A 14,135-nucleotide genomic window follows, 5' to 3' on the forward strand; every position below is an offset into this window, starting at 1 on the left:
CCCGGATCGCCAGGCGATTCCGCCTGACCTGAAAATGCTCCAGGTGCCGCGGATTGAAGCAACGTCCGATCAGCCGAACTCAGCTGGTGACGTAGTTGCCCGGCCAGATAACAAACTGAACCGGGGCCCAGGAGCCAAGGCGAACGGAAGCGCCGGAGCGATGACCTCACGCCGTGCTTTATCCGCCGAGGGGCTGTAGCCGCGCCCCCATTGCAGGTCGAGCCGAGGAATACCCTGTTCCGCAGACCGTCTCCTCGGCGGGAGAGCGAATGCCAAGGAGGGCGGTGAGGCAGGGCGTCGCAGCGGTCCGCGCCGGGAGGTCGGCTACAGCGGACAATACATCTCGCTCCGCCCCCTACCTCTCCGCCTTCCACCTGAGGAACGGCGCCAGCTCCGCCAGCCGCCGCGGCGTCCCCACCGGCCCCACCAGCCGCAGCGCCACCGGCGGTGCCTCCGCCACCGGCCGCGCCTCCAGCCGCAGATCCAGCCTGCCCCGCGGAATGTCGATCTCGCCACCCGCCGTCGCCGCGCCGCCCTCCCCGGCCAACTCCGCCCGCTCCAGCTTCAGCCGTCCCTCCGCCAGGCTGCCCGCCAGCTCCAGCCGGTCGAAGGCGCTCGCGCCACCCTGCAGGGCCTGGCGCAGCCCCGCCTCGGCCGGGCCCAGCTCCGGCAGCTCCGCCGCCTGCTGCAGCGCGCCGAGCGAGAGCCCCGCCAGCACCCCGTCCCGCCCGGCCAGCTCCAGCCTGCCCGCCGCCGTCGCCGTCAGCGCCGCGGGGCTGTGGCCGGCGGCGTTCAGCCGCAGCTCCCCGGAATACAGCCCGGCCGAGAGATCCAGCGGCAGGCCGAAGAGCGGCCCGCCCAGCGCCACATCCGCCAGCGTCGCGGTCAGCGCCAGCCGCGGCGGCGCGGCGCCGGCCTCCAGCGCCGCCCCACCGCGCAGCGTGCCGCCGCCGAGCCGCCCCTGCACCCCCTCCAGCTTCAGCACCCCGCCGGAGAGGCGCAGCGTGGCGCTCGCCCCTTCCAGCGGCAGGGCGGTGCCGGCCAGCGTCACCCGCGCCGCCTCCAGCGCCAGCTCCGCCTCCAGCGCCTGCAGCGGCTCCAGCCGCAGCGGCTCCCGCGCCCACAGCCCGTGCCAGGGCAGCGGCAGGGTCTCCAGGCCGATCCGCCCGGTCAGCCGCGGCCGTGCCCCGCCGCCGGCCGCTGCGCCCCCCAGGGCCAGCGTCACCTGCGCCCGGCCGCGCAGCGCGCCCGCCACCAGGTCCAGATGTTCGGCCGTCAGGCTGTTCGCCTGGGCGTTGCTCTGGCCGGAAAGGCTGGCGACCAGGGCGAAGGAACCCTCCCCCAGCCAGTCCGGCACGCCGAGGCCGAGCTCCGCCAGCAGCCGCGGCGCGCCGGGGTGTCGCAGCGTCAACGCGCCGCTGCCGCGCCCGGCCTGGGTGTCCAGCGTGGCATTCGCCTCCACCCGCAGCTCGCCGAGATCGCCCTCCGCCTTCAGCGCCAGCGCCTCCGGCGTGCCGCTGCCGGCCAGGCGCAGCGCCACCTGCTCCGCCAGCAGCGGCGCCAGGGGCGCCCAGGCGCCGGGCAGCAGCGGGGCAAGGGCGGCGCCATTCCCGCCGCTCAGCTCCAGCATCAGATCCGGGAAACGCAGGGCGGGGCCGAGCTGGGCGGCGCCGGAGGCGGTGATGTCCACCTCCCCCAGCCGCAGCGCCAGGCGCCGCAGCGTGGCGCGGCCTCCCTCCAGCGTCGCATCCACCGCCGCGCGCTCGGCGACAAGGCCGCGCCAGCGCAGCGTCTCCGCCGCCAGCCGCAGGTTCACGTCGAACCCCGCCAGCTTCGCCGTCTCCGGCCAGACGGGCAGCAGCCCGTCCAGCTCCAGCCGGTCGAGGGTCAGGCCGAGGCCGATGGCCGGCCGCCCCCCCGCCGGCTGCCGCAGCACCCCGGCGCCCGAGACCTGCGTGCCATCCACCGTCGCCGCCAGATCGGCGATGCTGGCCTCGGTCTCGGAGAGGGCGAGGCGGAAGCGCCCCTCCGCCTCCCGCAGCCGGGACGGGTCGATCCCGGCCAGCGGCAGGCCGAGCGCGCCGAGCGTCTCCCGCAGATTCGGCGCGGCGAAGCGGAGGGCGAGTTCCAGCCGCGGCCCGGCGGTGGCGCCGGCCAGTTCCAGCGCCGTCTCCCCCGGCAGCAGGACGGAGACGTCGGAGAGGGTGACGCGGTCCCCCTCCAGGAAGGCGGCGCCGCGCAGCCGCCGCAGCGGCACGCCGGCCAGGGCGGTGGCCTCGGCGGAGAGATCGACCGAGACGGGGAGCGTGCCGCCCCGCGCCGCCCGCAGCGCCAGCACCCAGGCATCGAGGTCGAGCCGCCCGGCGGCGAGGGAGAGATCCAGCCGCGGCGCCGGCGCCAGGCGCAGCGTCACCGCCCCGCGCGCCGGCTGGCCGCCGAGCTCGAGGGTCAGGTCATCCGCCGCCAGCAGATCGGCCGAGGCGGTCAGCCTGCCGGTGGCGCGGAAGGCCTGGGCGGGGGCGGGCAGCAGGGCGGAGAGGTCGGGGCCGCTCGCCTCCAGCCGCCCCTCGAAGCCGCCGCCCGGCGCCAGCACGCCGCGCGCCGCCAGGGCGCCCTGGCCGAGCGCGACGGAGAGGTCGAGCGGCGCGATGCCGTCATAGCCGGCACGGCCGAGGCTGGCGTTGAAGCGAAGCTGGGCACCGCGGAAGGTGAAGCGGCCCTCGGCGGTGAGCGCCTCCGCGATCCCGCCCGTGGTCAGCCGCGCCTGCAGCCCTTCGAGCTGCAAGGTGCCGAGGAGGAGGCGGAAATCCTCCAGCCGCGCATCGAGGGTGGTGAGCCAGGGGGGCGGGCGGAAGCTGGGAAGCTGGGTGGGCGGCCAGGGCAGGGCGATGTCGCCGCCGAGCAGCGCGATCTCCCGCGGCTCCAGCCGCCCGGCCAGCAGGGCGGGCAGGTCCAGCCGCAGCCGCATGGCGCGGGCGCGGAGGGAGAGCCCGTCCGCATCCGGGCCGATCTCCACCTCCGCCGCTTCCAGGATGGGCTGGGGCAACAGGGAGAGGGTAACGCGCCCGCCCACAGCGACATGACGGCCGAGCCGGGCGGAGGCAATCTCCGTCAGTGGGCCGCGCCAGGCATCCCAGTCGAGGAAGCGCGGCCCGAACCAGGCGGCGGCCGGCAGCAGTACCAGCAGCGCGAGGAGGGCGAGGCCGAGCTTCCGCATCAGGCTGGATGACGATTCTGGGGCAGGTCGGGGGCCTTGCCCCCGAACCCCCACCGGGGGGTGGCCCCCCCCCCGGACCCCGGTGTGGGTTTCAGATTCGTGGGATCAGGTTGCCGATGCGGGCCGGAATCCGAAACGGCGGCCTGGGCCCTGGCCTGGCCTCGCCTCAAGCCGCCTTCCCCCATCCGCCGCCACCCGGCGTCTCGACCACCAGCATATCGCCCGGGGCCAGATCGGCGCTTCCGGTATTGCCCGGCATCTCCGTCACGCTGCCATCGGCGCGCTCCACCCATTGCCGGCCGGGCGCACCATCGGCGCCGCCCTGCAGCCCATGCGGTGCGACATTGCGGCGGGAGGCGACGACGACCGCCTGCATCGGCCGGAGGAAGCGGATGCGGCGGCGAGAGCCGTCCCCGCCGCGCCATCGCCCGGCGCCGCCGGAGCCGCGGCGGATGGAGAATTCCTCCAGCCGGACAGGGTAGCGCAGCTCCAGCACCTCCGGGTCCGTCATCCTCGTATTCGTCATATGCGTCTGCACCGGCCCCCAGCCATCGAATCCCGGGCCGGCGCCGACGCCGCCGCAGACCGTCTCGTAATACTGATACGTCTCGTCTCCGAACAGAACGTTGTTCATCGTCGCCTGGGCGGAGGCACAGGCGCCGAGGGCGGCAAGCAGCGCGTTGCAGGTCATCTGGCTGACTTCCGTGTTGCCCGCCACCACCGCCGCGCCGGGACGGGGGGAGAGGAAGGTCCCCTCCGGCACCACGATCTCCAGCGGCTTCAGGCAGCCGTCGTTCAGCGGGATCTCCTCCCCCACCAGTGCCCGGAAGCAGTAGAGCACAACGGCGCGGCAGACCGCGGCCGGGGCGTTGAAGTTCGAGGGCCGCTGCGAGCCGGTGCCGGTGAAGTCGATCACCGCCCGGCGGGCGGCGCGGTCCACCCGCACCGCGACCTTCAGCTTCGTGCCGTCATCGATGGTGGTCTCGAAGGCGCCGTCCGGCAGCTTCTCCAGCACCCGGCGGACGCTTTCCTCGGCATTGTCCATGACGTGCCGCATATAGGCCTGCACGGTCTCCAGACCGAATTCGCGCACCGCCCGCTGCAGCTCCTGCACGCCCTTCTCATTGGCGGCGATCTGCGCCTTGATATCGGCCACGTTCACATCCGGGGAGCGGGCCGGGTATCTCGCCCCGGCCAGCAGGGCACGGAATTCCGCCTCCCGGAACCGCCCCTGTTCCACCAGCAGGAAATTGTCGATGACGACCCCCTCCTCCTCCAGCGTGCGGGAGATGGGGGGCGTGGAGCCGGGGGTGAGGCCGCCGATATCCGCGTGATGGCCACGGCTGCCGAGGAAGAACAGGATCTCCTTCCCCGCCGCGTCGAAGACCGGGGTGATGACGGTGACATCCGGCAGATGCGTGCCGCCATTGTAGGGGTTGTTCAGCGCCACCACGTCGCCGGGGCGGAGCGAGTCGCCGCGCAGCCGGATGACGGTCCGCACGCTCTCGCCCATCGCCCCGAGATGCACCGGCACATGCGGCGCATTCGCCACCAGCCCGCCCGTCGCATCGAAGATGGCGCAGGAGAAGTCCAGCCGCTCCTTGATGTTCACGCTGAGCGAGGTGTTCTGCAGCACCGCGCCGGTCTGCTCGGCAATGGACATGAAGAGGTTGTTGAACAGCTCCAGCATCACCGGGTCGGGCTTCGTCGCGCCGGAGGCGCGCGAGTCAGCGGCATCCGCCACCCGGGCGGCGGCGCGGGGCTGCGTCCGGCGCAGCACCAGGTGGTTCAGCGGCGTCACCTCGGCCGTCCAGCCTGGCTCCACCACGGTGGTGGCGTTGGCCTCGCGGATCAGGGCGGGGCCGGGCAGGCGGTCGCCGGCGCAGAGCGCCTCCCGGTCGTAAACGGGTGCCTGGTGCTCGGCGCCCTCGGTGTAGAGCGCGATGGTGTCCAGCACCGGCACCGCTTCGCCCGCCGGGCGGGGGGCGAGCTTCGCCTCCTCCACCGCCTCGCCGGCGGCCGTCACCTCGGCAATGCAGGCTTCGACGATGACGGGGCGTTCCGGCGTGGCGAAGCCGAAGCGCTGGCGATGCGCGGCGGTGAAGGCCTCCACCACCTTGGCGTGGTCGTCGAAGGCGACGGGCAGGAAGCTGTCCGTCCCGGCATAGCGCAGATGCAGGCGCCGCGCGGCGACGATGCGCCCGGCCGGCGCGCCCTGCCTCAGCAGCTCCGCCCTGCCCTCCTCCGCCAGCGCATCGAGCCGGGCGGCGAGTCCCGCCATGGAGTCGGGCGAGAGCGGCTGCTCCACCGCCCCCTCGCGGATCACCGTCTGGTCGGCGAGGCCCATGCCATAGGCGGAGAGCACGCCGGCAAAGGGGTGGATGAACACCGTCTCCATGCCGAGCTGATCCGCCACCAGACAGGCATGCTGGCCGCCGGCGCCGCCGAAGCATTGCAACGCGGTGCGGGTGACGTCGTGGCCCTTCTGGATGGAAACCTGCTTGATGGCGTTGGCCATATTCGCCACCGCCACGCGCAGGAAGCCCTCCGCCACCGCGCGCGGATCCTGGGGCGTACCGGTCGCCGCCGCGATCTCCCGCGCCAGGGCGGCGAATTTCTGCCGCACCATCTCGGCGTCCAGGGGCTCATTGCCCTCCGGCCCGAAGACCGCCGGGAAATGCTGCGGCTGGATCTTGCCGACCATGACGTTCGCATCCGTCACGGCCAGCGGCCCGCCACGGCGGTAGCAGGCCGGGCCGGGCACGGCGCCGGCGGAATCCGGCCCCACCCGGTAGCGGGCGCCGTCGAAATGCAGGATGGAGCCGCCGCCGGCCGCGACCGTGTTGATGGCCATCATCGGCGCCCGCATGCGCACGCCGGCCACCAGCGTCTCGAAGGCCCGCTCGAACTCCCCGGCATAGAGCGCGACATCGGTCGAGGTGCCGCCCATGTCGAAGCCGATGATGCGGTCGAACCCCGCCATGCCGGCGGTGCGCGCCGCGCCGACGATGCCGCCGGCGGGGCCGCTGAGGATGGCGTCCTTGCCCTGGAAGCTGCCCGCCTCCGCCAGCCCGCCATTGGACTGCATGAAATACAGCCGCACGCCGGGCAATTCGCCCGCCACCTGCTCCACATAGCGGCGCAGGATCGGGGAGAGATAGGCATCCACCACGGTGGTGTCGCCGCGCGGCACGATGCGCGGCAGGGGCGAGGCCTGGTGGGAGAGGCTGACCTGGGTGAAGCCCGCCTCCCGCGCCAGCTCGCCGAGTCGCAGCTCATGCGCCGGATGCGCCCAGGCATGCATCAGCACGATGGCCACGGCGCGGATGCCATCGGCATGGGCCGCCGCCAGCGCCGCCTTGGCCGCTGCCTCGTCCAGCGGCTCCAGCTCGGCGCCATCCACCGCGACGCGGCCGCCGATCTCGGCGACACGCTCATGCAGCAGGTCCGGCAGCTTCACGTTCAGGTCGAAGAGGCGCGGGCGGGCCTGGTTGCCGATGCGCAGCATGTCGGCGAAGCCACGGTTCACCAGCAGCAGCACCCGCTCGCCCTTGCGTTCCAGCAGGGCGTTGGTGGCCACCGTGGTGCCCATCTTCACCGCCTCGATGGTGCCGGGCGGGATCGGCGCATCGGGCGCGAGGCCGAGCACCTGGCGGATGCCCGCCACCGCGGCGTCGCGGTAGCGGCCGGGATTCTCGGAGAGCAGCTTGGCGGTGGAGAGCCGCCCTTCCGGGTCCCGCGCCACGATATCGGTGAAAGTGCCGCCGCGGTCGATCCAGAATTGCCAGCCGCCCATTGCCTCATCTCCTGCCGATTGCGTGATGGCCACAGGCGGCCATGGGCGCAAGGCCCGGCCTCCTCCGGAAGAAATCATTGACGATTTATCGGTATTTCGTCAACGATACGCCCATGCCCAGGCCTGTCGTCTCCTCCGCCCATCTCGCCGCCGGCGCCTCCCCCGCGCTGTCGGAGCTGGAGTACGGGCTGATCCTGGCCGGGCATGCCTTCCAGCGCTGGATGGTGCTCTGCGCCGCGGCGGCCGGCGCGCCGGGGCTTTCCCCGACCGAGGTGCTGATCCTTCATACCGTGCATCATCGCGGCCGGCCGAAGCGGCAGGCGGAGATCCTGCTGGCGCTCGCCATCGAGGATGCGCACATCGCCACCTACGCCATCCGCAAGCTGGAGGCGGCGGGGCTGGTGCAGACCAGCCGCGCGGGCAAGGAGAAGCTGGTGGCGGTGACGGCAGCGGGTGCCGCGTTCTGCGCCCGCTATGCCGAGCTGCGGGAGGCGCTGCTGGCCCGCGCCGTGCGGGATGCCGGGCCGGAGGCGGCGAAGCTTTCCGACGCAGCGGCGCTGCTGCGCAGCCTCTCCGGCTTCTACGACCAGGCGGCGCGGGCTGCGACCACGGTATGATTCCTCCCCATGACGTCGCTGCGCGACGCCATGGGAGCCCTGGTATCGCTCCAGGATCAGCGCTTCGCACAGCCTGCCGCGGCAACGCCGCGACAGGGCAACGCCCCGCTTCCATTCCGTGCTTGACTCTGCCGCGCCGTCCTGGCCCGATGCTCCGCATGATCCCGCGCATCCCGGCTCGCCTGCTGCGACGCCGCCGCCCCCAGACGGTGCGGCACGTCGCTGTGCGGCCTGGACACGGGATCTGGGGAGGCTAGCCCTCCCGCCACCCTGCCAGAGCTTTCCGGCAACCCTGCCCACCCCATGCGGTCGGCAGGGTTTCTCTTATGCGCTGCCGGCCTGGAAGGATCCCCGCCATGGCCCTCCGTGCCGCCACCCTCGCCGATGTCACCGCCATCCGCGCCCTGACGCGCGACGCCTATGCCAAATGGATCCCGCTGGTCGGGCGGGAGCCGGCGCCGATGACCGCCGATTACAAGGCGGCGGTCCAGGCCCACCGCATCGATCTGTGGGAGGAGAGCGGCGAACTGCTGGCGCTGATCGAGACGGTGCTGCGCGACGACCATCTCTGGATCGAGAATGTCGCGGTGGCGCCGGCGCGGCAGGGCAAGGGCCATGGCACCGCCCTGCTGGCGCATGCCGAGGCGCTGGCCCGCGCCGCCGGCCGCGGCGAGACGCGCCTCCTCACCAACGCCGCCTTCACCGCCAACATCGCCTTCTATGAGCGGCTGGGCTACGCGGTGACGGCGCGCGAGGCATTCCCCGGCCGCGGCACCGCCGTGTTCATGGCCAAGCGCCTGGCTCCATAGCGCCCGGGCACACACCGTCTTGCCCGTTGCCCTGCCGCGGCTTTGCCGCGGCAGGCTGTGCGAATCGCCGCTCGCCCAGCGCCTCCGGGCCTCCCATGGCGTCGCGCAGCGACGTCATGGGGATCTACTCCGCCGCCTGCGCCCAGCCCGAGGGCGTCGCCCCCACCGGCACCTCATCCGTGGTGGTCCGCCGCAGCTCCCGCACCTCGCTGAGGTCATAGGCCCGGCCGCGATGCAGGGTGCAGCGATTGTCCCACATCACCAGGTCGCCCACCGTCCAGCGATGCGTCCAGCGGAAGGCCGGCTGGGTCGCATGCTCCAGCAGGTCCAGCAGCAGCATCTTCCCCTCCGCCAGCCCCATGCCGAGGATCTTCCGCGCATGGATGCCGACGAAGAGCGCGGTGCGGCCGCTGCCCGGATGCACCCGCTTCAGCGGCCAGACCACCGCCGGCAGCGCCGCCTGCTGCTCCGCCGTGTACTGGTCGTCGCCCAGCAGCGTCATGCGCGAATGCAGCGCGAAATGCTCCGCCGCCAGCCCCTCCACCCGCGCCTTCAGGCGATCCGGCAGCGCGTCCCAGGCGGCGCGCAGGTCGCAGAATTCCGTCTCCCCGCCCCAGCTCGGCAGGCGCAGCGCATGCAGCATGGAATAGCTGACCGCCGGCGCCTGGAAGCTGCTGTCCGAATGCCAGAGCTGGTTGGCCAGGCTGCTGATCACCTTCCTGCTGTCGCGCGGCAGCGGCTTGCCGTCATCGCCGAGGTTCGAGATGTCGATCGCGGTATATTCCTGCAGCCGCTCCTGCTGCCGGCCGATCTGCTTCAGCCCGGGGTTGAGCGGGCCGAATTGCCGGGCGAAGGCGACCTGCTCCGGCTCCGAGAGGCGCTGCCCCGGGAAGAGCAGCACCGCATACTTGTCCATGGCGACGGTGACGGCGGCCACCTCCGCCGCCGCCAGGGGCCGCGAGAGGTCGAGGCCGCGCGCCTCGGCAACGAAGAGCGGGTGCAGCGGGCGCAGCTCGAGCGGCATGGCGTTCTTCCCTCCATCCTTGCCCCGGATGGTAGCGCGGCCGGCCGCCATGGTAAGCCTGCCCGATGAGCTTCTGGGGCAAGGTCATCGGAGGGGTGGCGGGGTTCGTCACCGGGGGGCCGCTCGGCGCCGTGGTCGGCGCCGCGCTGGGCCATGCGGCCGACCAGGGCGGCAGCCCCTTCGGCAACCTCCTCGGCCGTTCCGCCGCGCAGCAGGCGGCGGACATGGCCGCCCTGCTCGGCTCGAAGGAGCAGCTCTTCGCCATCTCGGTCGTGGTGCTGGCGGCGAAGCTCGCCAAATGTGACGGCGCGGTGAAGCGGGAGGAGATTGACGCCTTCAAGCGGCTGTTCCGCATCCCGCCCGAAAGCCTGCGCGAGGTCGGCCAGCTCTTCGACCATGCGCGGGACAGCCAGGAGGATTACCGCCCCTTCGCCGAACGGCTGGGCCAGACCTTCGCCGACAACAAGGGCATGCTGGAGGATGTGCTGGCCGCCTTCTTCCAGATCGCCCGCGCCGATGGCCCGCTGACCCGGGCGGAGGTCGCCTTCCTGCAGCGTGTCCAGCTCGGCTTCGGGCTGGACGCCGCAGCCTGGGAGCGGGCGCGGGACGGCCAGCGCCCGCCCGGCGCGGCGCCCCAGGCGGGGCCGGACCCCTATGCCATCCTCGGCGTGCCGCCGGAGGCGACGGATGACGTGGTGCGCCAGGCCTGGCGCAAGCTGATGCGGGAGAACCATCCGGACAGCCTGGCGGCGCGCGGCGTGCCGCAGGAATTCGTCCGCCGCGCCACGGAGAAGGTGGCGGAGATCAACGCCGCCTGGGACCGCATCAAGAGAGAGCGGAAACTGTGAACGCCGTCCCGCGGTCGCAGGCCCATACCTCGCGCCCGCTGCGCGGGCGGTGGGGACCGCATCAAGAGAGAGCGGAAACTGTGAACGCCGTCCCGCGGTCCCAGGCCCATACCTCGCGCCCGCTGCGCGGGCGGTGGGGACCGCATCAAGAGAGAGCGGAAACTGTGAACGCCGTCCCGCGGTCCCAGGCCCATACCTCGCGCCCGCTGCGCGGGCGGTGGGGACCGCATCAAGAGAGAGCGGAAACTGTGAACGCCGTCCCGCGGTCCCAGGCCCATGTCCTGCCCGCCCGCTGCGCAGGCAACGCGGACTGCATCCGGCGAGGGCCGACGTCATGAGTGGCGGCGCCACCGGCCGCCCCCCCCTGCCGCCGGCCTCGCCGCTGCCGCGCCCGGCCCCGAGTCCCAACCACGATGCCCGCCCGCCCGGCACCCCGATCGACGTGCTGGTGCTGCACTACACCGGCATGCGGAGCGGCCCGGAAGCGCTCGGCCGCCTGCGCGATCCCGCCGCCCAGGTCTCCTCCCATTACCTGGTGGAGGAGGACGGCACCGTCTTCGCGCTGGTGCCCGAGACGCGGCGTGCCTGGCATGCCGGCATCTCCCACTGGCGCGGCCATGCCCAGCTCAACGGCCGCAGCATCGGCATCGAGATCGTCAACCCCGGCCATGAATGGGGCTACCGGGACTTCCCGGCGCTGCAGATGGCGGCGGTCTGCGATCTCTGCCTGGAGATCCTCGGCCGCCACCCGATCCCGCCCTGGAATGTGGTGGCGCACAGCGACATCGCGCCGGACCGCAAGCAGGACCCCGGCGAGAAATTCGACTGGGAGGGACTCGCGGCCAATGGCGTCGGCCTCTGGCCCGGCCCGGCCGCCGCGCCCGTGCCGCCGGCGAGCGAGGCCCTCGCCCTGCTCGGCGCCATCGGCTACCGCACGGATCTGCCGCTGCCCGTGCTGCTCGCCGCCTTCCAGCGGCGCTGGCGCCCGGCGCTGGTGGATGGCCGGGCGGATCCCGGCACCATGGCCCGCCTCGCCGCGCTGCTGGCGGCGATGCGCGCGGCTGGCGCGCCACCGCTTGACCCCGCCCCACCGCCTGGCGCATAGCCGCGGCGCGTCAGGCGGCTGGACGACCGCGGGCTCGGCTGCAAGGCCGGGCCGGAGGAAAGTCCGGGCTCCACGGGAATACGGTGCCGGTTAACCACCGGCGAGGGCGACCTCAGGGAAAGTGCCACAGAGAGCAGACCGCCCAGGCCGGTTCGCCGCCCTGGGCAAGGGTGAAAGGGTGCGGTAAGAGCGCACCGCGGGGCCGGCAACGGTCCCGGCATGGCAAACCCCACCGGGAGCAAGGCCGAATAGGGGTGGCCGGCGGCGCGCCTTCGGGCGCGTGACGCAAGGGCGTTCCCGCCCCGCCACCCGGGTTGGCCGCGAGAGCCCTGCCGCGAGGCGGGCGATAGAGGAATGGTCGTCTCATCCCCGGTATCCCCAGGGATGGACAGAACCCGGCTTACAGGCCGCCTGGCGCCCTCTGTCCACAGTTTTCTCCCCAGCCTTATCCACCAACGCGTCGCCGAAAGAACAAAGCATGGCTGCCGGCTGCATGCCTGCGCAGATGTGTCAAGTTCTTGGAAATCTGTGCGACATTTCCGGTCAAGCCTCTGGAACCGCTCGAATTCGACCAGACGCTTAGTGCTGCGAAACGGTATTCGCGCTTGCTATCCCGGACTTTCCCATGTTATCCCGTCGTCATCCCGACAGAGGGGCCAAAACGCTCGGGGGGGCGAGCGGTCCCGGTGTCGGGTGGTCGGGCGAGCCGGTGGGGTCGGGGGGCCCCGCCGGCCGCTGATCGGGTGGGGCACGCCGTTGCCGGGGGGACGGTTGCAGGGCGATGTCCGATTTCGCGGGGACATTTCCGGGGAGCTTCGACGCGAAGAAGGGTCGCATCTCGGTGCCGGCCGCCTTCCGCTCCACCCTGGCCCGCCTCGGCGCGGAGGAGATCATCCTGCGCAGCTCCCGCTTCTTCCCTTGCCTCGAAGTCTGGCCGAAGCCCGACTACATGGCGGAGTTCGACCGCCGCACCGAGGGCCTTTCCAAGCTTTCCGCGGAGTACCAGGCGATCAGCCGCAAGCTGCTCGGCCGCGTCCACACGCTGCGCCCGGATGCCGAGGGCCGGGTCGTCATGCCCGCCCCGCTGGCCGAGAAGGCCGGGCTGGATGGCGAGCTGCAATTCGCCGGCCGCGGCGCCTTCTTCGAGATCTGGAACGCCGCCACCTTCGCCGAGGAGGAGGCGAAGCTCGACGCCCTGGACGACGGGGGCGACGTATGAGCGCGCCCGAGCCCGCCCCGCTCCAGGGCCATGTCCCGGTGATGCTGGCCGAGGTGCTGGCCAGCCTCGCCCCGCGCGACGGCGCCACCTATGCGGACGGCACCTTCGGCGGCGGCGGCTATGCGGCCGCCATCCTCGCGGCCGCTGCCTGCACCCTCTACGCCATCGACCGCGACCCGGAGGCGATCGCCCGCGGCGCCGCGCTGGCCGCCCGCTTCCCTGACCGCATTCATTTGCTGGAAGGCCGTTTCGGCGACCTGCTCGGCCTCATGCAGCGCGCCGGGATCGCCCGGCTGGACGGGGTGGTGCTCGATCTCGGCGTCTCTTCCTTCCAGCTCGACGAAGCGGCGCGCGGCTTTTCCTTCCGCGCCGACGGGCCGCTTGACATGCGCATGGAGAAGGCCGGGAAGTCTGCTTCGGATCTCGTGAACACGCTGCCGGAGTCGGAGCTCGCGGATATGCTCTTCTCGCTGGGCGAGGAGCGTCACGCCCGTCGGATCGCCCGCGCCATCGTCGCCGCGCGGCGCGAGGCGGCGATCACGACCACCTTCCGCCTGGCCGAGATCATCCGTGCCGTGACGCCGCGCGACCCTTCCGGCATCGACCGCGCGACGCGCAGCTTCCAGGCGCTGCGCATCGCGGTGAATGACGAGCTGGGCGAGGTGGAGCGCGGGCTGGACGCCGCGGCGCAGCTCCTCGCGCCCGGCGGCCGCCTCGTCGTCGTCGCCTTCCACTCGCTGGAGGACCGGATCGTGAAGCGCTTCATGGCGGCGCGCGCCGGGCGTGCCGGCGGTGCCTCCCGCCACGATCCGGGGGCCCTTGCCGGCCCCGCCGCCCCGGCCGATTACCGCCTCCTCACGCCGCGGGCGCTGCGCCCGGGCGATGCCGAGACCACCGCCAACCCGCGGGCCCGCAGCGCCAGGCTGCGCGCCCTCGAACGCCTGCCCGCCCACCGCCTGCCTCCGGAACGCCTGCCCCCAGAACGGGACGCCGCATGATCTTCCGACCGCTCAACATCGCCGGCTTCCTCGCCGCGGCACTCGCAGGGCTGCACCTCTACTCGACCAAGCACGAGGCGGCGCTGCTCGACCGCGAGCTGCGCACCATCGCCCGCGACATCGACGCGGCGAATGAGCGCACCCAGGCGCTGCAGGCGGAATGGGCCTGGCTGAACGAGCCGGAACGGCTGCGCGCCGTCGCCCAGCGCCACCTCTCGCTGGAGCCGATGCAGCCGACGCAGTTCCTCCGGCTGAACGAGGCGGAGCGGCGCATGCCGGCGGTCCTCGCCTTCGACGGGCCGCCCGCCCTCTTCGCCGCCCGGCCGCAGGACGTGCCGGAAGGGGAGAGCGTGGCGGTCGCCCTGCTGCCGCGCCTGTCGCCGCCGGTGCAGATCGCCCGTACCGAGCCGGCCGCGCCGGTCCCCGCCCCTGCCCCCGCCCCGTCCGCGGAGGCGCCGGAGGACGCGCCGCTCGCCACCCTGCCGCCGCCACCTGCCGCGCC

The 14,135-nt window shown here is 73.1% G+C and carries 10 protein-coding genes and 1 other RNA gene; 8 read left to right on the forward strand and 3 right to left on the reverse strand.

Going from position 1 to position 14,135, the window contains the following annotated elements; all coding sequences use genetic code 11:
- Positions 1-355: 355 nt before the first annotated feature.
- Complete coding sequence (locus NJ376_RS25020; protein WP_252956013.1) at positions 356-3,217, reverse strand: AsmA family protein; 2,862 nt, start codon at positions 3,215-3,217, stop codon at positions 356-358.
- 166 nt (positions 3,218-3,383) lie between these two features.
- Positions 3,384-7,013 carry a hydantoinase B/oxoprolinase family protein gene (locus tag NJ376_RS25025; protein ID WP_252956015.1) on the reverse strand — a complete coding sequence of 1,210 codons (3,630 nt, stop codon included), beginning with the start codon at positions 7,011-7,013 and terminating at the stop codon, positions 3,384-3,386.
- A gap of 113 nt (positions 7,014-7,126) precedes the next feature.
- On the opposite strand from NJ376_RS25025, the gene NJ376_RS25030 reads away from it, so the two are divergent.
- Positions 7,127-7,630, forward strand: a complete 504-nt coding sequence (locus NJ376_RS25030) for a winged helix DNA-binding protein (RefSeq protein WP_252956017.1) — start codon at positions 7,127-7,129, stop codon at positions 7,628-7,630.
- Positions 7,631-7,986: 356 nt separating this feature from the next.
- Positions 7,987-8,439, forward strand: a complete 453-nt coding sequence (locus tag NJ376_RS25035; RefSeq protein ID WP_252956018.1) for a GNAT family N-acetyltransferase — start codon at positions 7,987-7,989, stop codon at positions 8,437-8,439.
- 124 nt (positions 8,440-8,563) lie between these two features.
- On the opposite strand, the gene NJ376_RS25040 is transcribed toward NJ376_RS25035, so the two are convergent.
- Positions 8,564-9,463 carry a TauD/TfdA dioxygenase family protein gene (locus tag NJ376_RS25040; protein ID WP_252956019.1) on the reverse strand — a complete coding sequence of 300 codons (900 nt, stop codon included), beginning with the start codon at positions 9,461-9,463 and terminating at the stop codon, positions 8,564-8,566.
- A gap of 65 nt (positions 9,464-9,528) precedes the next feature.
- On the opposite strand from NJ376_RS25040, the gene NJ376_RS25045 reads away from it, so the two are divergent.
- The 6 genes from NJ376_RS25045 to ftsL all read left to right on the forward strand — a co-directional run.
- Entirely contained in the window at positions 9,529-10,311 is a 783-nt protein-coding gene (locus NJ376_RS25045; protein WP_252956021.1) for a TerB family tellurite resistance protein, read from the forward strand.
- Positions 10,312-10,645: 334 nt separating this feature from the next.
- Positions 10,646-11,416 (forward strand): N-acetylmuramoyl-L-alanine amidase, encoded by a 771-nt coding sequence (locus tag NJ376_RS25050; protein WP_252956022.1) that lies wholly within the window; start codon positions 10,646-10,648, stop codon positions 11,414-11,416.
- 10 nt (positions 11,417-11,426) lie between these two features.
- An RNA gene (gene rnpB / locus NJ376_RS25055) (RNase P RNA component class A) lies at positions 11,427-11,835 on the forward strand.
- A gap of 362 nt (positions 11,836-12,197) precedes the next feature.
- A complete protein-coding gene (locus NJ376_RS25060; RefSeq protein WP_252956023.1) occupies positions 12,198-12,635 on the forward strand; it encodes a division/cell wall cluster transcriptional repressor MraZ in 438 nt (145 codons plus the stop codon).
- Complete coding sequence (rsmH, locus tag NJ376_RS25065; RefSeq protein WP_252956025.1) at positions 12,632-13,633, forward strand: 16S rRNA (cytosine(1402)-N(4))-methyltransferase RsmH; 1,002 nt, start codon at positions 12,632-12,634, stop codon at positions 13,631-13,633. The genes NJ376_RS25060 and rsmH overlap by 4 nt, the downstream gene beginning before the upstream one ends.
- A partial coding sequence (gene ftsL / locus NJ376_RS25070; protein WP_456309872.1) for a cell division protein FtsL occupies positions 13,630-14,135 on the forward strand: 506 nt, incomplete at its 3' end. The genes rsmH and ftsL, both read left to right, overlap by 4 nt.

The organism is Siccirubricoccus soli (assembly GCF_024178315.1).
GTDB lineage: Bacteria > Pseudomonadota > Alphaproteobacteria > Acetobacterales > Acetobacteraceae > Siccirubricoccus > Siccirubricoccus soli.